Raw genomic sequence first — 21,117 nt, forward strand, 5'->3', positions numbered from 1 at the left:
CCGTGATGACTGTTATCGTGCGCCCCCTGCGTCCCGAGGTCCGAGCCGACGTCGAGGGCTTCTCCCACGTCCGCCACCTCGCCCTTCCCTTCTTTGTGGTGACCCCGGACTCCATCGTCTACGACGTCAGCCACATGCACCCCGACGGCCATTACCGGCCGCTCGTCGCGGAGGAGGACGGCGAGGTGATCGGCACAGCCCAGGTGGGGCTCGTCCACGACAGCCCGGAGCCCGGGCAGGGCTACGTCAACGTGTACGTCCACCCGGAGCGCACCCGCCGCGGCGCGGGCACGCTGCTGGTCCGCACCGCCGAGGAGTACCTGGCCGAGCGGGGAGCGACCAGGCTGTTCGCGTGGATCCTCGACGCACCGGGCAACCGCGCCTTCGCCGAACGGCACGGCTACCGCGAGGGCCGCTCGGCCCACTTCCTCCGCCTGGACCTGGCGAACGGCACGCTGCCCCCGCTGCAGGCCACGCCCCCGGGCGTCGAGCTGCGCACGGCGGCCGACTTCGCGGACGATCCGCGCCCGCTGTTCGAGCTGGACGCGGAGACGGCGTCGGACGAACCCAGCGACGTCACCTACGAGTTCACGGACTACGAGGCCTGGCTGAAGGAGACCTGGAACCATCCCCTCCTCAGCCATGAGCTGACCTCCGTCGCCGTCGTCGACGGCCGTCCCGCCGCCTTCAGTCTGGCCAACACGGACGGCGGCACCCGGTACACCTCCGGCATGACCGGCACCGCGCGCGCCTTCCGTGGCCGGGGCCTGGCCAAGCTGGCCAAGAACGACTCCCTGCACCGCGCCCGTGCCGCCGGCCTCACGGAGGCGTTCACGGGCAACGACACCGGCAACGGCCCGATGCTCGCGATCAACAAGTGGTTCGGGTACGAGATCTGCGCGACGGAGGTCCGCTATGTCCGCGAACTCGGCTGACCAGGCCCGCCTGCTGGACGTGGTCCTGGTCAAGTCCGGCCGCACGAAGATCCGTTACGCGGCCGAACTGCTCACCGACGACGGCACCCGCATCGCCGTCCGCGCCCCCTGGGCCGGCGACGGAGTCCGCGACTTCGGCTTCGTGCGCTTCGAGCCGGGCGACGTCTTCACCGAGTACTACTGGCGGGACCGCTGGTACGCCGTGAAGGAGGTCCGCGACGCCGAGGGCGCACTAAAGGGCTGGTACTGCGACATCACCCGCCCGGCCACGCTGTCCGGCACCGAGCTGATCGTCGAGGACCTCGACCTGGACCTGTGGCGCTCCGCCGACGGCACGGACGTACGCCGCCTGGACGAGGACGAGTTCATCGCGAGCGGCCTGCCCGAGACGGACCCCGAGGCGGCCGCGGCGGCGGTGGCGGCCCTGGACGAGCTGGAGGGATACGCGACGGTCGAGGGCGGCCTGGAGTCACTGCTGGCCTAGGCGCTCCGCCGGCTGTGTCGATATGCGGCTCCGCCGCGGGGCCGCGATATGTCGATCGTCTGCGGCGCCATCGTGGCTGGTCGCGCTCGCGCGGCGGAGCCGCATATCGACACAGCCCCGCGCCCCTTCAGGGCGCGGCCGAACCGCAGCCGATTTCGCCAGGGGTGCTCAGACCCTCGCCACCACGGCGTACCGCTCGTCGTGCACGGCCCTCCCCCACAGCGGTTCGTCGTCCGACAGCCGCTCCACGCGCACGTGCCCGGCGAGCGGGGCGAGAAGGCCGGTGAGCCGGTCGGCCGGTATGCCGACGGGGCTGACCGTCCCCCACACGCCCTCGACCAGCACCAGCCGCCCGCCGGGCCGCAGCAGCCCGGCCCAGTGCCGCAGCACACGCGCGGGGTCGGGCAACGTCCACAGCACATGCCGTCCGAGCACGACGTCGAACCGCTCCTCCCCCACCGGCGGCTCCGCCGCGTCACCGACGAGGAACGCCGCGTCACGCTCGGCGAGCTTGGCGCGAGCGAGATCCACCATCGCCGGGGACAGATCCACCCCCGTGACCCGGTGTCCCTGCTCGGCCGCGAGGAGCGACAGGCTGCCGGTGCCGCAGCCCAGGTCGAGGAGGTCGGACGCGCGCTCGGGGAGCCAGGACCGCAGCCGGGAGGCCCAGGCCCGGCGTACCTCGGGGTCGCGCAGGCCGTGGTCCGGTTCGTCGTCGAAGGAGGCGGCCGCCGCGTCCCAGTCCGTGTCCGCCCCTGTGATGGGGCGTTCACCGTTCGTCATGTTGGTCATGGAGCCAAGAGTGACACCCGCCACTGACAGGCGAATCGTGACAGCCGCCACTGACAGGACCTGCGGCGATGAGCAACTCTCCCCGAAAGGGTCTACCTCCATGTGAACGAGGAACACGGTGGACCTGAAGGAGGCAGCCATGCGCCGCGTTACCGTGCAGAAGCCCCTGAAGAGGAAGTCGGAGGCCCGCCGCGTCCAGGAGGAGGCGGACGAGCGCCCCTCGGGACGACCCGAGGTCCGCAAGGACATCGCACGAACCTGGTGGCCGGACGGCTGAGCTGGCCAATGGCCCTTCTACGAGAGCCGTCGGACCAGCCGCCTGGGCTGTGGGGTGGTCGCACAGACCATCCCCGCGAGGCACCACGGCCTCGTAGCCGTACTTCGGTTGAAGTTCTCTCCCGTACGGAGCCGGGAGACTCCCCCCTGGATCGCTCCGGGGAGTTTGACAGGTCGTGCCTGTCCGGCGACGACCCTTCCGGCCGCCGAGGCAAGTACGTGACTCGACTCGCCCAGGTTGTTGAGGACTTGGTTGTCGACCTCAACAGTCCAGCAAGCCTACCAAGCACGTTCCGCGCCCGTACAGAAACGCTCCGCAACGGGGGTCCGCGGCCACTTCGCCGCGTGGTCCGCCTCCATGGGCACCGGGAGCACCCCGATGCGCTCGACGCAGGGCGTGAAAACGGCGTCCGTCACCACCCTCACGGCCGGTACGTCGGCGGCCGTGGCGGGCCGGATCTCTCGCTCGTCATGGCGTGAACGCTCCCTACCTGATCTCCGCCTGAGCACTCCCTTAAGGCGACCCTAAAGATCGCCTCGAACCCCCTGCGACAGGTGATTTCACGGTTTCTTGGATCCGGCACTCATCAGTTTCGGTTCCGAGGAGATCCCCCATGCCCGCACGCCGCAAGGCCGCCACCGTCGCCGCCCTCGGCCTGACCCCGCTCGCCCTGACCGCCCTCGCCACCGCCCCCGCGTCGGCGCACGGTTCGATGGGCGACCCGGTCAGCCGGGTGTCGCAGTGCTACGCGGAGGGCCCGGAGAGCCCGAAGTCCGCCGCGTGCAAGGCGGCGGTCACGGCGGGCGGCACCCAGGCCCTGTACGACTGGAACGGCATCCGCATAGGCGACGCGGCCGGCCGCCACCAGGAGCTGATCCCGGACGGCAAGCTGTGCAGCGCGAACAGCGAGGAGTTCAAGGGCCTCGACGTGGCCCGCGCCGACTGGCCGGCGACGAGCGTGAGCAGTGGGTCGTACACCTTCAAGTACCGCGTGACCGCCCCGCACAAGGGCACCTTCAAGGTCTACATCACCAAGGCGGGCTACGACCCGACGAAGCCGCTGGCCTGGGACGACCTGGACCTGACGAACCCCGTGGCGACGGTCACCGACCCGGCGGCCTCGGGCGGCTTCTACACGTTCTCCGGCACCCTGCCCGAGCGGTCGGGCAAGCAGCTGCTGTACGCGGTCTGGCAGCGCTCGGACAGCCCGGAGGCGTTCTACTCCTGCTCGGACGTGGCCTTCGGCGGCGGCAGCGGTGGGAACGGTGACTCCGACGCCGGTGACTCCGACGGTGGCGACACCGGCGGCGGGGCCGTTCCGGCTCCGAGCGCCTCCGCGCCCTCCGAGGAGCAGATCGAGGACGGTGCCGACCAGTCGACGATCGAGCACCACGGCCACGGGGACCAGGACGCCAGTACGTCGGCGGAGCCGGCCGCGGCGGCCGGGGAGGCGCGGTCCGCCACCCCGGTCAACCAGCCGAAGGCGGCCGGTGCGACCGAGAACCTCGCCGAGACCGGTGGGGACAGCGGCACGGCGTATCTCGCGATGGGCGGTGCGGCGACCCTGGCGCTCGGCTCGGCGGTCCTGTTCGCGTCGGTGCGCAGGCGCGCGGCCGGCGGCGCTCGCCACGGCCGCTGACCCGGGACTCCGGGGCCTGACCGGCGGCTCAGGCCGGTCAGGCCCCGGTGGTGTGTTCCGTGTCGTACCGCTCTCAACCGATCGCCGACGCGCAGGTGGTGGGCGTGGCGCGGGCCGGGTCGAGCGCGTTGGCCACCTCGTGGAAGGCGATCCGGTCGGTCAGGCCGATGAGCGCGTGCTCGGACAGGTCGACCGCGCACAGGTCCTGGATCAGGACGTTCTTCACGTCGGGCCCGTTCAGGAACTGACTCCGATACGGCGTCACCACCTCGTCGTACTTGGTGGCGATGACGGTGTAGCGGACGCCGGGAACGGTGTCGCCGCCGGCGTTGAGCTTGGTCATGAACTCGGATCCGACGACCTGCTGGGCGAGGGCGGGCGTGGCGGTGGAGAGCAGGTCCTCGGCGCCGGGGAAGTACGGCAGCAGGTTGGTGAGCCCGGCCAGGGTGGTGCCGTGGTTGTTGGGCGCGACGCCGACGAGGGCGTTCACCTTGGCGGCGCCGCCGAGGAACTTGACGTAGTAGCGGGGCATCATGCCGCCCTGCGAGTGGCCGACGAGGTCGGCCTCGGCGGCACTGGTCGCGGCTAGCACCTTGTCGACATAGGCGGAAAGTTGCTCCGCCGACTTGTCGATGGGGCCGAGGGCGTGGAAGAACGGCACGCCCGGCAGCTGGCCGTAGTCGAGGGAGAAGACGCAGTAGCCACGGTTCTTCAAGTAGGGCGCGAGTCCCAGCCAGTTGTCGACGGAGTTCGCGAAGGTGCCGTGCACGAGGACGACGGGGCGGGGGTGGGCGGCGGACGGCTTGCAGGAGAAGTCGTTCCAGCCACTATTCGACGTCGCCGTCGTTTCGGCCGCCTGAGCGGCGGTGGTGGCGGGGACGACGGCGACCGCGGCGGTCAGCAGCAGCGCGGCCAGGGGTCTGAGCACTCGTTTCCAGGGCAGCATCGTGTGATCTCCTTGCGGCTCAAGGGAGGTGCGACGGCCTTACGCCCTGTGATCCGGATCACGAGGATGCTGTTCACTCGTCAAGTTACGGGCGAGTAGTAGACGTGTGAAGTTACGCGTCAGTAAAAACTTCCAGTGATAGTCGGCGACGGCCGGCGGTGCGTCGCAATCACTGACGAATCGTCACCAGGTAGGTCTGATAGGCCCCTTGGGCGCACTGCGCACCAACTGCTCGCGCAGCGCCCGCACTTCACCCGCTCGGCGGGATCGAGGCCCTCGGCACGCAGGGCGAGGGCGCGGACACAGGCGTACTGGGGGCCGAGGGCGTCGTACAGGGCATACGCCGCTCTGGTCAGCGCCGCCGAGTGGGCCGTCGGTTCCGTCAGGGTGCGGCTGCGGGGCGTCGAGGCGCGGTCGGTGTGGCGGACGGTGAGGGTCAGGGTGCGGCAGACCTTGTCCAGGGCGCGGAGCCGGGCGCCCAGTTCCTCGGCGGCGGAGAGCAGGGCGCGGCGGTGGCGATCGGGGGCCGACTCGTCGGGGGTGAGGGGACGTTCGGCGACCAGCGAACGCGATACCGCGGTCGGGACGACCCGGCCCCGATCGATTCCGCTCGCCTGCTCGCGCAGCTCACGGCCGGCCTGCTCGCCGACCAGACGCTGGAGCGTGGACAGCGGCGCGGCGGCGACCAGGCCGAGCGTGTCGAAGCCGCACTCGCCCAGGGTGCGGGCGGTCGCGGCATCGACGCCGGGCAGCGTGGCGACGGGCTTCTCGGCGAGGAACTCCGCGACGGCGTCCGGCTCCTCGGGCATGGCACATGTCACCCCGGGCCGCGCGTCCCGCGCCGCCACGCGGGCCAGCATCGGCCCGGGCCCGGCGCCGATCGCGCAGTCGACCCCGTGGTGGGCGAGGGCACGCAGCCGGATCACCGACGCCAGCTCGACCGCGTCACGCCCGAAGTCCCGCGCGGCGCACCGCAGATCGGCCAGCGCCCCGTCCGGCGGCAACGCCTCCACGACCGGCGTGAAGTCCTCCAGTAACCCGAGCAGCCCCGGCAGGACCGCCGCCTCGCCCGTCGGCGGCAGCTGGAAACGTACGCAGAGGATGGTCATCCCGCACTCCCGGGCTCTGGTGCCACAACTTCCGCAATACCGGCAATGTCCGCAACTTCCGCACCTGTGAAGGCTCTTGATCCGCGGTCGCGGATCCACCCACGGGTTCGGTTCGTATCCCGCGGGCGTTTGGATTCACCCGACTCGCGCGCGGCGTCAGTGGACCGCGCGGCATCAGTGGACTGCGTCCTCGCGCGCGGCGTCAGCGGACGGCGTTCCCGGTGCACGTGATCAGTCCGCCAGCGTCGCGGGCCGTACGGCCTGCGGCCCGAAGCGTCGGCGGGCGCGGTCCGCGGCGACCTCGGCCGCGCGGGCCCGGGCGTCGCCGGGATCCAGGGAGAGTTGCCAGTAGGCGCTCTCGGCCGGCAGCAGTCCGTCGGCGCGGATCGCGTAGGCGCGGACTCTCGCCCGTTGCAGGCCGAGGCCGGTCAGCAGGCCCAGGGCGGTCGCGGCGAGGGCGGGTGAGTGGTCGGTGGGTTCCGGCAGCGCACGCGTGCGCGTGCTGGAACTGCGGTCGGCGTACCGCACCGTGAGGGTGAGCCGGCTCGCGATCCGCCGTTCAGCGCGCAGACGCCCGCCGAGCTGCTCGGCGAGCCCCAGGACCGCCCGGTGATGCAGTGCGGGGTCGAGGCAGTCCCGCTCCAGCACCAGGTCGGCGGTCAGGTGCTCCGCCGGTTCCGACGGGGTGACCGGGCGGGGGTCGTGGCCGCGGGCGCGTTCGGCCAGCAGCCGCGCCTGACCGACGCCGAGGAGCCGTTGCAGGGTCGCCGAGGGCAGGTCGGTGAGCTGGCCGATGGTGTGCAGTCCGTATCTGCCGAGCGTCGTCGCCGTGGCGCGGCCGATGCCGGGCAGCGCGGTGACCGGGCGGGGGTGGAGCCAGTCGGCGGCCCGCTCGGCGGGGACCGAGGTGGTCTCGCCGGGCGCGGACGCGTCGGCCGCCATCGCCGCCAGCATCCGGTTGCCCGCGAGCCCCGCGCTGCTGTCGATGCCGTAGAGGCCCTTCAGTCTCATCATCGTCATCTGGACCATGTCGTAGGGAGAGAGGTCGAAGTACCTGAGCGCCGAGGTGAGGTCGAGCTGGACGGCGTCGGGCGGGATGGCCTGCACATGAGGCGTGACACCGTACATCAGTTCGATTATGTCACCGTACTGATCCTCGGTCAGCGCGGCGTGCAGATGGAGGTGGGCGATGTGCCGCTGCCGTGCGCTCACCCCACTCACCCCACTCACTCCGCTCATCCCACTCATCCGGCTCACCCCGCGCTCCCTGGACTTCGATGGCCGAACTTCTTCAGATCGGCGGAACGGGTGCCGGCGGGCTGGAGGTCGGCGTACGGATGCAGCCGTGCGCCCGCCGTGCCGTCGGCCAGGGTGCGCTGCGGCTGGGCGGGGGTCGGGTGCGGACGGCTCTCGCCGAGGAGGGCGAGCGCGGCCTCGGGGCCGTTGTCCCGGCGGGCGGCGGCGATCTCGTCCAGGTCCCAGGCCATGGAGCCGACGACGGTACGGCGGGTACCGCGCACCTGGACCGTGCCGCGCACCAGCAGCAGCCCGCTGTGGAACACGGTGTGCGCGCAGGCCGGATGGGAGTCCTCGAAGAAGGCCAGGTCGACCAGCCCGGACCCGTCCTCCAGCGTGACGAAGATGATCCGCTTGCCGCTCGCGATCGGCGGCGTCTGGGTCGAGGCCCGCACACCCGCCACGAGCACCTGCTGCCCGGCCCGCAGCCCGGCCAGATGCGCCGCGTCGGTCGCACCGATCTCCCGCAGCAGCCGGTGATGATGCTCCATCAGATGCTTGGAGACATCGATGCCAAGGGTGCTCAGCTCAGCACTGAGCGCCTCCCGCCCGGTCATCTCCGGCAGCCCGCTCGGCTCCGCACCGCCAACGGCGCCCGCGACGATGGGCAGTTGACCCTCGTGCGCGGACCGGGTCCGGGACTGCCGATGCAACTCCGCGATCTGGAGCAGCAGATCACGCCGGGTGAGCCGACCGTCGTGCAGACAGTTCAGGGCACCGATCTCCGCCAGCCGCTCGGCCACCGGCCTGCTGGGACGGGCCCGCTGCCAGAAGTCCGACAGCGATCCGTACGGCTGGCTCTCCTCGATCCGCGCGCACTCGCCCTCGCTGATGCCGTGCACCGCGGCCAACGCCAGCCGCACACCCCACTGCTCCCCGTCGGCCTTCTCCACGGTGTGCCGCACCCGGGAACGGTTGATGTCGACCGGCAGAACCTGTACGCCGCCCCGGCGGGCGTCAGCGACCAGGACCCGCTTCGGCCACATCCCGGGATCGTGTTCGAGCAGACCCGCCAGCAGGAACGCCGGGTAGTGCGCCTTGAGCCAGGCACTCTGCAGCGCGGGTACGGCGAAGGCGACCGCGTGCGCGCGGCAGAAGCCGTACGCCCCGAAGGCCTCGACCGTCTTCCAGACGTCCTCCCGCACGACCGCGCTGTAGCCACGCGCGCGTGCCCGCTCGTGGAACCAGTCCCTGATCATGGGCAGTTGCTCCTTGTCGCCGAGCGCCCGCCGGGTGATCTCCGCGAAGGCCCGGTCGCAGCCGGTCATCACCGACAACGTCTCGATGATCTGCTCGTGCCAGATGGTCACCCCGTAGGTGTCGGCGAGCACCGGCTCCAGATCCGGGTGCGCGTACGACGGCGTACCGCCATGGCGCGCGGCGATATAGCGCTCGGGCATACCACCGGCGACCGGCCCCGGCCGGAAGAGACTGATGTCGGCGATGACGTCCTGCACGTCGCGCGGCTGCAACCGGGACAGCAGATCCTGCTGACCGGGCGACTCCAGCTGGAACAACCCCAGGGTCTGGCTCTCCTGGATGAGCTTGAACGCGAAGACGTCGTCGAGCGGCACCTGCCGCGGGTCGTCCAGGTCGATGAGGTTGCCGGTGGTCCGTTCGATCTCGACGACGGCATGGGCCATGGCGGACTGCATCCGCACACCCAGCACGTCGAGCTTGATGTTGCCCAGCGCCTCGATCTCCTCCTTCGCCGCCATGGCCATGGGGTAGTCGCCCTGTGGGGTGGGCTGCACCGGCAGCCGGTCCAGAAGGGTGGCGTCGCTGATGACCACGCCGCAGGGGTGCATGGCCATGCCGTGGACCAGGGAGTCGAGGCCCTCGGCGAGCTCCCACAAGGGCCCGTACCGACCCGCCTCGCCCGCCAGTTGCCGCAGCTCGGGCAGCTCGGCGAGCGCGCCGGTGATGTCGGCGGCCCTCAGATGCGGGAAGCTCTTGGCGATCCGGTCGACCTCCGCCGGCGCGACCCCCAGCGCAAGACCGGTGTCCCGCAGTGCCCGGCGCGCCCGATAGGTCTCGGGCATCGCGGTGACCGCCACCCGCTCCTTGCCGAACCGTTCGAAGATCGTGTCGTAGCACTCCAGCCGACGGGCCGACTCCACGTCGATGTCGATGTCGGGCAACGACTCCCGGCGCCTGCTCAGGAACCGTTCGAACAGCAGACGGTGGTCGAGCGGGTTGGCCGTGGCGATGTCCAGCGCGTGACAGACCATCGACCCGGCACCGGAGCCGCGGGCCGCGACCCGGATGCCCTTGGCCCGGATGTCGGCCACGACCTGGCCGATGGCGAGGAAGTACGCGTCGTAGTTCCAGTGGGAGATCACACCGAGTTCCTCGTCCAGCCGGTCGAGTGCCGCGCGGTCGCGGTCGAGGCCCCGTCGGACCAGACCTTCTTCGCATCTCAGGCGCAGCAGCCGGGCCGCGCCACCCGCTCCCGGCTCGGCGCCGAAGAGTGACGGTTCCGGGAGGTGCGGTGTGCCGAGGCCGAGGTCCGCTCGGGGGTCGACGGTGCACGCGTCCGCCGTAACAGCGGTGTCCGCCATCAGGCGCCGCGCCCGCCGGACATCCCCTCCCGCGCACTCGGCGACCATCCGCGCGACGGCCGCCATCCCCCGCTCGTCCTTGAGCCAGCGCTGCCCGCTGTCCAGGTGACGCCGATCGATGGGGCGCAGCAGCCGTGCGGCGTCCAGGACGTCGGCAAGTCGATGTTGCTCGGGGTCGGCGTAGCGGACGGCGTTGGAGAGCACGGCGGGGGTGCGGGTGCGGTCGGCCAGGGCCAGCGTCCGGGCGGCCAGCCGAAGCGTTCCCGCCCCTGTGCCGAAACGTTTCTGCGCAACAACCTCCAGCCGGACCCCCCTCCCGAAGACCTCCCGCCACGGCGCCAGCAGCTTCACCGCGACGTCCTCCCGCCCCACCGACAACGCCCGCACCGGCTCCGAGAGCGGCCCGAGCAACACCGTCAGCCCGGGGCCGCCGTACTCGCGCAGCGCCTCCCACGGCACCACCGGCGGCGTACCGGACAGGGCACCGACATGAGCGGCCGACGCGATACGGCACAGCCGCGCCCACCCCGCCCGGTCCTCGGCGAGCAGCACGAACCGCAACGGCGGCTCGACGACATGCGCACCACCGCGCACCGGCGTACGGCGGCGCCGGCCGGGCGGCGGGGGCGCAAGAGCCTCCACCGCCAGATCGATCCCGAAGACCGGCCGAACGCCTTCCTTCACACAGGCCCGCGCGAACCGCACGGCCCCGGTGACCGTGCCCCGGTCGGTGAGCGCGAGCGCCGCCATGCCTCGCTCGGCCGCCCGCCGCACAAGCTGCTCGGGATGGGAGGCGCCGTAGCGGGCGGAGTAACCGGACGCGACGTGCACGTGGGCGAAACCCGCCATGCCGCACCTCCATCACTCCACCCCTTTTCGGCCACATGCCCGATAAATCCATCGTACTCTCGTTCGATTACTCTAACCCCATCAGCCCCGGTCAGCGACCCACATTCGAACACATCATCGATTCTCAAGGGGGCGAGCAGCACCCAGAACAAGCCCACCCCGCCACCTCCCCAACCAGCCACGGCAGTTGAGGGACCCACCTGCGGCAGAACATCCGTACGACATCCATTCGGCCGCCCCCCACCTGCACAAACACCACAGGCCCCGGACCGTGGGGGCATGACGCAGACCACCGGCGCCGACACCCCCCACGGCCCCTTCCTCGCCGAAGTGAAGGACGCGGTCACTCCACGAGCCACCCTGCTCGTGACCGGCGTGGTGATCCTCCACCTGCTCTTCATCGCCTCTTATGTGGGCGCACTCCACGACCCGAAGCCCAAGGACGTGCCCTTCGGGGTCGTGGCCCCCCAGGCCGCCGCCCAGCAGACGGTGACCCGACTGCAGAACCTCCCCGGCGACCCGCTGACCCCACGCGCACTGCCCGACACGGCGACAGCCCGCGAACAGATCCTGAACCGCGACATCGACGGCGCCCTGCTGATCAACCCGACCGGCACCACCGACACCCTCCTGGTCGCCACCGGAGGCGGAAGGGTGCTGGCCACCACCCTGGAGAGCCTCGTCACCACCCTGGAGAAATCCGAGGCTCGCACCCTCCGCACCGTCGACGTGGCCCCGGCCGACCGACAGGACGCCAACGGACTCTCGTCCTTCTATGTGACCGTCGGCTGGTGCGTGGGCGGCTATCTGTGCGCGTCGATCATGACGATCAGCTCCGGCGCAGGCCGCCCCACCCCCAGGCGCTCGGTGATCCGGCTCGCCGCCATGGCCCTGGTCGCGATCGTCGGCGGCCTCGGCGGCGCCCTGATCGTGGGCCCGATCCTCAACGCCCTCCCGGGCAGCATCGCCGCCCTCTGGGGCCTGGGCGCCCTGATCATCTTCGCGGTCGGCGCGGCGACGCTCGCCTTCCAGGCCGTCTTCGGCATGGCCGGCATCGGCCTGGTCATCCTGATCATCGTCATCCTGGGCAACCCGAGCGCGGGCGGCGCTCTCCCACCCCCACTGCTCCCCCCGTTCTGGAGAGACATCGGCCCCGCACTACCGCCGGGCGCGGGCACATGGGCAACCCGCTCGATCGCCTACTTCAAGGGCAACGACATGACCGCCTCACTACTGGTGCTCTCGGCATGGGCGGCAGCAGGGATCGCGGTCACACTCCTGGCGACATCGCTGCGCACGCCCAAGAGACCGCAGTCGACCAAGGCGTCGTAAGGCAGGCAGGAACGCACCCGCACCCGCGTACGGCGGCAAGGGGACGTGCCGGGTGGTGTCCGCCCGCAGTGGCCGGCGTCAACACGCAGCACCACTTGGCCTAAGCCCAACCGCCGGTCCGAGGACGGACACCACCCGGCACGGCCCCGACCCACCCACCACACCGCAGGCGCTACGCGCACCCCCACCAAACAGCCACAGGCCGCCGCAGGCATCAACGCGCACCCCCACACACGCACGACGCGGACCCCACACACGCGAAAGTCCCGCCCCTCACAAACAGGGGCGGGACTCCACAAATGCGACGAACCGTCAGCCGATCTCGGTACCCGTGGCCGACAGCGCCTCGGTCACCGGCTGGAAGAACGTCTCCCCACCGGAGGTGCAGTCACCGCTGCCACCCGAGGTGAGACCGATCGCCTTGTCGCCGGAGAACAGCGAGCCGCCGCTGTCGCCGGGCTCGGCGCAGACGTCGGTCTGGATCAGCCCGTTGACGATGTCACCGTTGCCGTAGTTCACGGTGGCGTCCAGCCCGGTGACCGTACCGTCGTGCACCTGAGTGGTGGACCCGCTCCGGGTGACCTCCATGCCGACGGTGGCCTCGGCGGCCCCGCTGATGGCCTGCGAGGACCCGTTGTAGAGGTTGACCTCGCTCGGGTGGTCGACCTCGGCGGTGTACTTGACCAGCCCGTAGTCGTTGTCCGGGAAGCTGGACGTCTCGTTGGTGCCGATCTCGGTGCCGCTGGAGTCCGACCAGGTCGTGATGCCCTCGGTGCAGTGCCCGGCGGTCAGGAAGAACGGCTCCCCGCCCTTGACGACGTTGAAGCCGAGCGAGCAACGCCCACCGTCACCGGTGATCGCGTCACCACCGGCGACGAAGGGCTTGAACTCACCCTTCGTGCGCTGGAGTTCGGCCTTGGCGCCGAGCCCGTCCACGACCTCGGTCAGCTTGGCCAGCTCGGCCTTGGAGACCGTACGGTCCGCGGTGACGACGACCTTGTTGGTCGTGGGGTCGGTCGCCCACGAGGTACCGGGAATGGTCGCGTCGGCCTTGAGCGTCGTACGCGCGCTCTTCAGCTCGGCGAGCGAGTTCTCGACGACCTCCGCCTTGGCACCGGCCGCCTCGACGGCGTCGGCGGCGGCCTCGTCGAGGACGTTCACCACAAGGCTCTTGGCCTGGGCGTCGTAGTAGGTACCCGCGGCATCGGCGCCGAGGTCCTTGACGAGCGTCGAGGCGAGCTTTCCGGCCGCGCCGACCGAAAGGGTCTTGAGCGAGGGCGCCTCGGGCGTCTCACTCGCGTTCGCAGTCTGCAAGGTCACTCCCGCGGCCACCAGTGCGGCGATGCCCGCACCTGCCACGGCGGCACGCCGCTTGGGTATGCGTCGGTGCTTCAACTCACGTCCTCCTGTGGGGGGTCGGCCCGAGAGGTTGTGGGGACCTCGACGGACCGGAAGGCGTACGGCTACGGAGGCGGCGCACAACAAATGCCGCGCCCGGGCCGGTTGAACAACGCTCACTATTCCGAGACCCCCGGGAGCACACAAGGTCGACTTCCGGACGCGCGTAGAACACGGTTGCGCGCCCACGCCACCTTGACCGTGCACAGTCACACGGGGCCTCTTCGCACAGCAAACACTGCAAGCGAGCGAACCATACGCAACGCGTGAGGTCTACTCCTGTCTTGAAATCGACCCTTCCGCATCCGAATTCAAGCGCGGCTCAAGAGGCGGAAGTTCCTCCTGCACGGCCCGAGACCCGACGGACGGCGCCCGCTGGGCACCGTCACCGGCCCGGGCGTCCCCCGCCGGCCTCTGTGCCCCTTTCTCCAGAAACCGCAACAACTCCACCGGAATCGGAAGCACCAGCGTGGAGTTCTTCTCGGCCGCCACCGCCATCACCGTCTGCAGCAACTGCAACTGCAGAGCGGCAGGCGCGTCGGCCATCTGATGCGCCGCCTCCGCCAGCTTCTTGGAGGCCTGGAGCTCCGCGTCGGCGTTGATCACCCGCGCCCGCCGCTCCCGGTCCGCCTCGGCCTGCCGGGCCATCGACCGCTTCATGGTCTCGGGCAGCAACACGTCCTTGATCTCCACCCGGTCGATCGTCACGCCCACTCCACGGCCGGACTGTCGATCATCAACTCCAGCCCCTGGTTGAGCATTTCGCGGTTGGACAGCAGATCATCCAGCTCACTCTTCGCAGTTTGTCGACACCCGGAACGATCACGGTGAACCCGGGTCCACGCACCTCGGACCGGAGCTTCCCGAGACGGAAGACCACGCCCCGTTCGCACTGCTTGACGACCCGCGCGGCCGCCGCCACATACACCACACCGGCCAACGCGAGCGTCGCTCCCGCCGCCACCAGCTCCTCGACCATCACGACCCCCCAGGGTCCGAAATGGGCGCACATCAGGGTTCTTTGGCACCTGTTCCGACGATAACCCCGCACTCCGGACAAAGGGGAGCCCCCACACGCGGTGCGTGCGGGGGCTCTGGGCGCTGCTGGCTGCCGGCCGGAAGGGTTTAGTAGACGCTCACGCCGTACGCGCTGAGGGCCTCGGTGACCGGCTGGAAGAAGGTCGTGCCGCCGGAGGAGCAGTTGCCGCTGCCGCCGGAGGTCAGACCGTACGCGGTGCCGTTGCTGCCGTAGAGCGAGCCGCCGGAGTCGCCGGGCTCGGCGCAGACGGTGGTCTGGATGAGACCCCCGACGACGTCGCCGCCGCCGTAGTTGACGGTCGCGTTGAGGGCGGTGACCCGGCCGCTGTGCGTACCGGTGGTGGAGCCGTCGCGGATGACGGTGGTGCCCACGCTCGGCGTGGCCGCGCGGGTGATGTCCACGCCGTTCGCGGTGCCGGGCCGGCTGACGGAACCGGAGTAGCGCACGATGCCGTAGTCGTTGCCCGGGAAGCTGGAGCCCGAGGTCGAGCCGATGACCGTGGTGCGGCCGGAGTTGGAGTACCAGGTGCCCGCACCGTCGGTGCAGTGGCCGGCCGTCAGGAAGTACTGGTTGCCGCTGCTGTCCTGGACGTTGAAGCCGAGCGAGCAGCGCCAGCTACTCGCATAGATGGCGTCGCCGCCCTGGATGAACTTGCTGAACTTGCCGGCGGTGCGCTTGATCGTGAGCGCGTCGGCGTTCGCGCCGGCCTGCTCCTTGATCTTCGCGATCTCCGCCTGGGAGACCGTGGAGTCGGCGGTCACCGTGACGCTGTTGGTCTTGCTGTCGACGGCCCAGGCGGTGCCCGGGACGTCGGCCTTCAACACCGAGCCGCTGACGCTCTTGAGCTCGGCGGCGCTGAAGGTGGTCGGAGTGTCCGCGGCGTTCGCGTTGGGGATCGCGATCGCGGCTGCGGCCACGAGGCCGGAGGAAACGGCGATCAGCCGGGTCCGTCTCGTAATACCACTGCGGGGGGTGGTGCGCTTGATCCTCACTTTTCGTTCCCTCCAAGGGAAGTCGGGGGCCCGCGTGGGGTGGGGCCCGTGAGGCGCAGTCAGCGGGCCACAGGTCCGGATTCCGAACACGCCGTGCCCCTGACAAGCGCTGAGGGGGAGTATTCGGCCGAACGCCCGCCAGCCGCAAGGGCGCCTTTCGGCCGTCAACCTTTGAACGATCTACGAAAACGGGCCGTCCCCCTCGACCGAGACCTGCAGCGTGAGCGCCTGCCCCCGAGCCTGACCTCACCACCGAAGGACCGCCCGTCCAGGGTCAGCCGATCCGCCCCGTCGGCCGTGAGGACAACTCCGTCACCACTCAGCCACCCACACCCCCGGGATGTCCGGAAGTCGCCTCTCCGGAAAGTCCCGGCCCTAGGGCATGATCCGCCGGACAGGCCCTAGCAACCGTCGCAGGGGCAGCAGCAGTCGCAGCCGCTGCAGTCGCAGTCACGGCAGCAGCCCTCGCGCTTCTTGCGGGACCACGGGCCCTCGTACTCCTTCGCGCAGCACAACTTGCAGGTGCAGCACAGCAGCCAGAACATCCCGCAGCCGGCCCAGAACCCACGCCGCCCCTTCGGCGGCTGAGCGGCCGGCCCACCTCCGAACCCGCCGAAGTCACCACCGCCGCCACCAGCACCGCCACCGCCGGGCGCGCCCCCACCGCCGGCATACGGGTTCCCGCCGGCATACGGATTCCCGCCACCGGCATACGGATTCTGCGGCGCCCCGTACGGCCCCTGCTGCGGCGGCTGCCCATAGGGCCCGGGCTGATGCGACGCACACACGGGCACCGTGCCGAACGCCCGGTCCACCGAGCGCCGAAGCTCGTGCACCAGCAGCAGATGGGCCAGCTTGGCATCCGTGAACTCCACCTCGCGCAACGCCAGCCGCACCCCGTGCACGGCGTCGTCGGCGAGCCGGCGCGCCTCGGCGAGCGAGGTCCCGGTCCCGGTGAGCGGGTTCCACGCGCCCGACTCGGCGTCCGCGGCCCGGTCCTCCACGGCGTCCAGGAGGTGCGCCAGCCGTCCGAAGAGGCGCCCGGCCTCGGCGAGCGGCTCGGCGTTGTGCGGCCGTCCGGCCAGGATCGCGGTGTGGGCGAAGGCGGCGGCGGTCGCCGTCTCGGTCGGCTCGGTCACGGCGAGCAGGGGCGTCCCGGGCCCGGCGAGCGCCTCGATGCCGAGCTGCCGGTCCACGGCGTCGACGAGTACGGAGGTGTCGAACCCGACGGCCGAGCCGCTACGGGCACCCGCCGCACCCCACCCCGCGGCCACCCGGCGTGCGGCGAGCGCCACCGGCCTGCGGGCCAGCAGCCCGTCCCCGTCGGCCACATGGTCACGCACCTTGGCGGAGGCGAGCACCAGCGAGACGGCGGCGGCGAGCCGCGCACCCTCGCCCTGCGCGACGGACGCGGTGCGCATTCCGCGCAACGGGCACGGTCCCGCCGTACGCCGCAGGCCACTGTCCTGCTCGGCCTGAGCCTCCGTCAGAACGGAGATCAGCAGCCCGTCGTAGTTCGTCACGATCCGCGCGAGCTGACCGTGGTCCCCACGCAACGAGAGGCACAGCCCGCACAAATGCGCCATCCATTGGCCGGTGAGCTTCTCTCCGAGCCGATGACGACAGGGCCGGACGATTCCGAACACGATGTTCCCCCGAGGTTCTTACGACGTTCCCAGGACGCTGAGCTGCCGCATCGTACCGACCGGGGTACCGATGGCGACGGCGGTCTCGTTCACCCGTACGCTCCCCGCCTCACCCATACGCCGCGAAGAATCATATTTCACTCACAGTCAGCAGCCGTACGTGGCATGCCCCTTGGGGGACACGGGCTCTCGACGGATGCGCTGTGCACCAGTACCGTCACAAACCCCCCGCGCGGCGTCTATCCACTTGGCACGACGTCCGCATCATGGATGACCATAGGGATGCGGAAGGCAATAGAGACCGCTGTGAGAGGAGGCGTCCATGGGATCGGTGCGCAAGGCGAGTGCCTGGCTGGGCCTCGTTGACGACAACGATGACGAGCGTTACTACGACGACGACTACTCCGAGGGGACCGAGCCCGGGGATGCCTGGGTCACCGACCCGCGGGTCAAGGTGGCCACGGACGTCGCCGAGGAGAAGGGCCGTCGGATCGGCACGGTCACCCCGGACAGCTTCCGGGACGCCCGCGCCATCGGCGAGCTGTTCCGGGACGGCGTCCCGGTCATCATGAACCTCACGGCCATGGATGCCGCCGACGCCAAGCGCGTCGTCGACTTCGCGGCGGGACTCATCTTCGGTCTGCGCGGCTCGATCGACCGTGTGTCCAACCGGGTGTTCCTGCTGACCCCGGCCGACACGGAGATCATCAGCGGGGAGTCGTCGGCACACCGCTCGGACGGCTTCTACAACCAGAGCTGAGGCAGGGCCGCTCACCGGCCCTGCCCCCTGGTGGGGTCAGCGGAAGGCGTCGAGTCCGGTGAGCGCCTTGCCCAGCACGAGCTGGTGCATCTCGACGGTGCCCTCGTAGGTGAGCACCGATTCGAGGTTGGTCGCGTGCCGCATCACGGGGTATTCGAGCGAGATCCCGTTGGCACCGAGGATCGTCCGGGACGTACGGCAGATGTCGATGGCCTCGCGGACGTTGTTGAGCTTGCCGAAGCTGACCTGCTCGGGACGCAGGCGGCCGGCGTCCATGCGCCGCCCCAGATGGTGGGCGAGCAGAATCCCCTTGTGCAGTTCGAGCGCCATGTCGGCGAGTTTGGCCTGGGTGAGCTGGAAGCCCCCGATCGGCCGGCCGAACTGCTCCCGCGACTTCGCGTAGTCGAGAGCGGCCTCGAAACAGGAACGCGCCGCGCCCATGGCCCCCCACACGATCCCGTACCGGGCGTGCGAGAGACAGCTGAGCGGCCCCTTGAGCCCGACGACCTCGGGAAGCACGGCATCGGCGGGCAGCCGTACGTCGTCCATGACCAGCTCACTGGTGACGGAGGCGCGCAGCGACAGCTTGTGCTTGATCTCCGGGGCGGAGAACCCGGCGCTGTCGGTCGGCACGACGAAGCCACAGATCCCTTCGTCGGTCTGCGCCCAGACGACGGCGACCCCGGCGACGGAGCCGTTAGTGATCCACATCTTCCGCCCGTTGAGCACCCAGTCCGAGCCGTCCCGCTTGGCGTACGTCCGCATGCCGGCCGGGTCGGACCCGTGATCCGGCTCGGTCAACCCGAAGCACCCGATGACCTCGCCGGAGGCCATCCGGGGCAGCCAGGCCTGCTTCTGCTCCTCGCTGCCGAACCGGTGGATGGCGTACATGGCGAGGGACCCCTGCACGGACACGAGCGAGCGGATCCCGGAGTCGGCGGCCTCCAGCTCCAGACAGGCCAGCCCGTACTGCACGGCGGACGCCCCGGCGCACCCGTACCCACTGAGCGACATCCCGAGGGCCCCGATCTCCCCGAGCTCCCGGGCAAGCTCACGAATCCCCGGCAGCTCCCCCGTCTCGTACCACTCGGCGACATACGGCACGACCCGATCAGCGGCCCAGTCCCGCACGGTGCCGCGAATGGCCAGGTCCTCGGGCTCCAGGAGATCGTCGATACCGAGGGGGTCGGCGGGGTCGAACGGGGGCAACTTCGAGGACGCGGACATGGGAGACCCTCCGGCAGCACGGAAAACTAGCACCGCTAGTTACGACTGATGCCAGACGCTACGACGCAGTGTCCCGCACGTCCAGTACGCACTACGCACTACGCACCGCAAGCCGCCGACGGCGGGGAACCCCCACAGGAGACGTCCACTTGTCAACGGACTGGAAACGGGTGGTGCGTGGGTGGGAGAAGGCTTGGTCAAGCGGAGACGCGGGACTCCACAACTTCCCTAGGTCCAGGAATCTCCGCCTCCACCGCAGGCGCCTCGCACTGCATGGCCCGCGGCAACCGCAACGCCATCACCGCCCCCAGCAGCAACAACCCCGCACTCACCAGCAACGTCACATGCAGCCCGTGCACAAAGGAGTCCCGAGCCGCATGCCGCAGGGCATCCCCCGCAGGCCCGCCCAGCTGCGCGGCAACCTCGTACGCCTCCCCCAACGAATGCGAGGCGGCCGTAGAGGCAGAAGCGGGCACACCCCCCACATGCGCCAGCCCGGGGGCGTACGCCGCGTTCATCACGCTGCCCAGCAACGCGATCCCGATCCCGGCCCCCAGCTGGTACGACGTCTCACCGATCGCCGCCGCGCCACCGGCCTGCTCCTGCGGAGCCTCGCTCAGCATCGACTCGTACGCCCCGAAGAGCGTCGTCTCCAGCCCGAAGCCGAGCAGCACGAACCCGAACAGCAGCAGCCCGGGGTTGTCCGACCTGCCCATGGCCGTCAGCAGCACTACCGCGGCCGCGGTCAGACCGAACCCGGCGCACACCATGCGCCGCGGCCCGAACCGTCGTAGCATGCGCGCCCCCGCCAGCCCCGCCGCCATCGCGGCGAAGGTCAGCGGCAGCAGCCGTAGCCCCGTCTCCAGCGGCGAAAGACCCAGCACCAGCTGCAGATACTGCGCCGCGATCAGTTCGAGCCCGACCAGCGCGAGCATCGCCAGCACGATGCACCCGACGGACGTACTGAACGCCGGTCGCGCGAACATCCGCAGGTCGACCAGCGGATGCGCCCGGCGCCGCTGCCGTCGTACGAAGAGGAACAGCAGCACCGCGCCGATCACCAGCGGTGCCACGGTGAACACGCTGTCCACCGACTCCCCGCCGCCGAGCCGCTTCACGCCCAGCACCGCGCCGAACAGTCCGGCCGCCGCGAGCAGCGCGCCGACCACGTCCCAGGGGCCCTTGCCGTCACCCTTGGACTCGGGCAGCAGAAGTCGGCCCACCGGAAGGCTGACCAGCATCAACGGGATGTTGACGAGGAAGACCGAGCCCCACCAGAAGTGCTCCAGCAGGAAGCCGCCGAGCAGCGGCCCGACCGCCGCGCCGACGGCGGCCACGGCGCTCCAGATACCGATCGCGAGGGCACGCTCCCGCCGGTCCGGGAAGACCTGGCGCAGGATCGACAGCGTCGCGGGCATGATCATCGCGCCGCCGACGCCGAGCAGGGCGCGGGCCAGGATGAGCACCTGCGGGTCGTGCGCGATGGCCGCGAGGCCGGAGGCGATGCCGAAGAGGCCGTATCCGAGGAGCAGGACGCGCCTGCGGCCCACCCGGTCACCGAGCGTGCCGAAGAGGATCAGCAGCGAGGCGCAGACCAGCGGATAGATGTCGACGATCCAGAGCAGTTCTATCGCGCCGGGCCTGAGGTCCTCGGTGACGGCGGGGACCGCCACGTGCAGCACGGTCGCGTCGACCGCGACGAGGAGCAGGCTGGCGCAGAGGACGACGAGGACGACCCAGCGGTTGGCACCGGCCCCGGCCGCCCGACGGCGCAGCGCAGCGGCAGCCGTGGTCGTCCCGGACATGTACGTACCTCCCAGTGTTTCCTCTCCCTC

The 21,117-nt window shown here is 70.6% G+C and carries 16 protein-coding genes and 1 pseudogene; 6 read left to right on the plus strand and 11 right to left on the minus strand.

The features are described 5' to 3' along the window. The first annotated feature begins 5 nt into the window (after positions 1-5). Positions 6-935, plus strand: a complete 930-nt coding sequence (locus ACIA8X_RS23075; RefSeq protein ID WP_393458001.1) for a GNAT family N-acetyltransferase — start codon at positions 6-8, stop codon at positions 933-935. After that, a complete protein-coding gene (locus ACIA8X_RS23080; RefSeq protein WP_393458004.1) occupies positions 916-1,419 on the plus strand; it encodes a DUF402 domain-containing protein in 504 nt (167 codons plus the stop codon). Before ACIA8X_RS23075 ends, ACIA8X_RS23080 begins: the two co-directional genes overlap by 20 nt. A 168-nt stretch (positions 1,420-1,587) precedes the next feature. Here ACIA8X_RS23080 and ACIA8X_RS23085 read toward each other — a convergent pair whose 3' ends face one another. After that, a complete protein-coding gene (locus ACIA8X_RS23085; protein ID WP_399459021.1) occupies positions 1,588-2,202 on the minus strand; it encodes a class I SAM-dependent methyltransferase in 615 nt (204 codons plus the stop codon). Positions 2,203-2,350: 148 nt separating this feature from the next. Here ACIA8X_RS23085 and ACIA8X_RS23090 point away from each other — a divergent pair, with 148 nt between their 5' ends. Continuing rightward, positions 2,351-2,488 carry a hypothetical protein gene (locus tag ACIA8X_RS23090; protein WP_393458007.1) on the plus strand — a complete coding sequence of 46 codons (138 nt, stop codon included), beginning with the start codon at positions 2,351-2,353 and terminating at the stop codon, positions 2,486-2,488. A 613-nt stretch (positions 2,489-3,101) separates the two neighbouring features. Continuing rightward, entirely contained in the window at positions 3,102-4,127 is a 1,026-nt protein-coding gene (locus ACIA8X_RS23095; RefSeq protein ID WP_393458010.1) for a lytic polysaccharide monooxygenase, read from the plus strand. Positions 4,128-4,200: 73 nt separating this feature from the next. Here the strand turns inward: ACIA8X_RS23095 and ACIA8X_RS23100 are convergent, their stop codons facing one another. The 4 genes from ACIA8X_RS23100 to ACIA8X_RS23115 all read right to left on the minus strand — a co-directional run bounded on the left by ACIA8X_RS23100 (position 4,201) and on the right by ACIA8X_RS23115 (position 10,888). After that, entirely contained in the window at positions 4,201-5,073 is an 873-nt protein-coding gene (locus ACIA8X_RS23100) for an esterase/lipase family protein (RefSeq protein ID WP_393458013.1), read from the minus strand. A gap of 119 nt (positions 5,074-5,192) precedes the next feature. Then, on the minus strand, positions 5,193-6,182 hold the full coding sequence (locus tag ACIA8X_RS23105; protein WP_393458016.1) for a hypothetical protein: 990 nt from the start codon (positions 6,180-6,182) through the stop codon (positions 5,193-5,195). Between the two features lie 231 nt (positions 6,183-6,413). Then, the gene (locus ACIA8X_RS23110) at positions 6,414-7,394 is read right to left on the minus strand and encodes a DNA polymerase thumb domain-containing protein (protein ID WP_399459000.1); all 981 of its coding nucleotides are present in this window, start codon (positions 7,392-7,394) and stop codon (positions 6,414-6,416) included. A gap of 41 nt (positions 7,395-7,435) precedes the next feature. Beyond that, a complete protein-coding gene (locus ACIA8X_RS23115; protein WP_399459001.1) occupies positions 7,436-10,888 on the minus strand; it encodes a DNA polymerase III subunit alpha in 3,453 nt (1,150 codons plus the stop codon). Positions 10,889-11,167: 279 nt separating this feature from the next. Between ACIA8X_RS23115 and ACIA8X_RS23120 the strand changes: the two genes are divergently transcribed. Then, positions 11,168-12,220 (plus strand): DUF3533 domain-containing protein, encoded by a 1,053-nt coding sequence (locus tag ACIA8X_RS23120; protein WP_399459002.1) that lies wholly within the window; start codon positions 11,168-11,170, stop codon positions 12,218-12,220. Between the two features lie 312 nt (positions 12,221-12,532). Here ACIA8X_RS23120 and ACIA8X_RS23125 read toward each other — a convergent pair whose 3' ends face one another. The 4 genes and pseudogenes from ACIA8X_RS23125 to ACIA8X_RS23140 form a co-directional block, all read right to left on the minus strand. Continuing rightward, positions 12,533-13,615, minus strand: a complete 1,083-nt coding sequence (locus ACIA8X_RS23125; protein ID WP_393458028.1) for a S1 family peptidase — start codon at positions 13,613-13,615, stop codon at positions 12,533-12,535. 276 nt (positions 13,616-13,891) lie between these two features. Then, positions 13,892-14,597 (minus strand): annotated as a pseudogene (locus ACIA8X_RS23130) (SPFH domain-containing protein). A gap of 146 nt (positions 14,598-14,743) precedes the next feature. Beyond that, the gene (locus ACIA8X_RS23135) at positions 14,744-15,649 is read right to left on the minus strand and encodes a S1 family peptidase (protein ID WP_393458031.1); all 906 of its coding nucleotides are present in this window, start codon (positions 15,647-15,649) and stop codon (positions 14,744-14,746) included. 401 nt (positions 15,650-16,050) lie between these two features. Further along, complete coding sequence (locus ACIA8X_RS23140) at positions 16,051-17,295, minus strand: DUF5685 family protein (protein ID WP_399459003.1); 1,245 nt, start codon at positions 17,293-17,295, stop codon at positions 16,051-16,053. A 322-nt stretch (positions 17,296-17,617) separates the two neighbouring features. On the opposite strand from ACIA8X_RS23140, the gene ACIA8X_RS23145 reads away from it, so the two are divergent. Then, positions 17,618-18,055, plus strand: a complete 438-nt coding sequence (locus ACIA8X_RS23145) for a cell division protein SepF (protein ID WP_393458037.1) — start codon at positions 17,618-17,620, stop codon at positions 18,053-18,055. Between the two features lie 36 nt (positions 18,056-18,091). On the opposite strand, the gene ACIA8X_RS23150 is transcribed toward ACIA8X_RS23145, so the two are convergent. Together ACIA8X_RS23150 and ACIA8X_RS23155 are read right to left on the minus strand one after the other, a co-directional pair. Then, a complete protein-coding gene (locus ACIA8X_RS23150) occupies positions 18,092-19,282 on the minus strand; it encodes an acyl-CoA dehydrogenase family protein (protein ID WP_399459004.1) in 1,191 nt (396 codons plus the stop codon). Positions 19,283-19,479: 197 nt separating this feature from the next. Continuing rightward, entirely contained in the window at positions 19,480-21,087 is a 1,608-nt protein-coding gene (locus ACIA8X_RS23155) for an MFS transporter (RefSeq protein ID WP_399459005.1), read from the minus strand. Positions 21,088-21,117 lie beyond the last annotated feature (30 nt).

It is taken from the genome of Streptomyces sp. NPDC051738, from assembly GCF_044453205.1.
GTDB lineage: Bacteria > Actinomycetota > Actinomycetes > Streptomycetales > Streptomycetaceae > Streptomyces.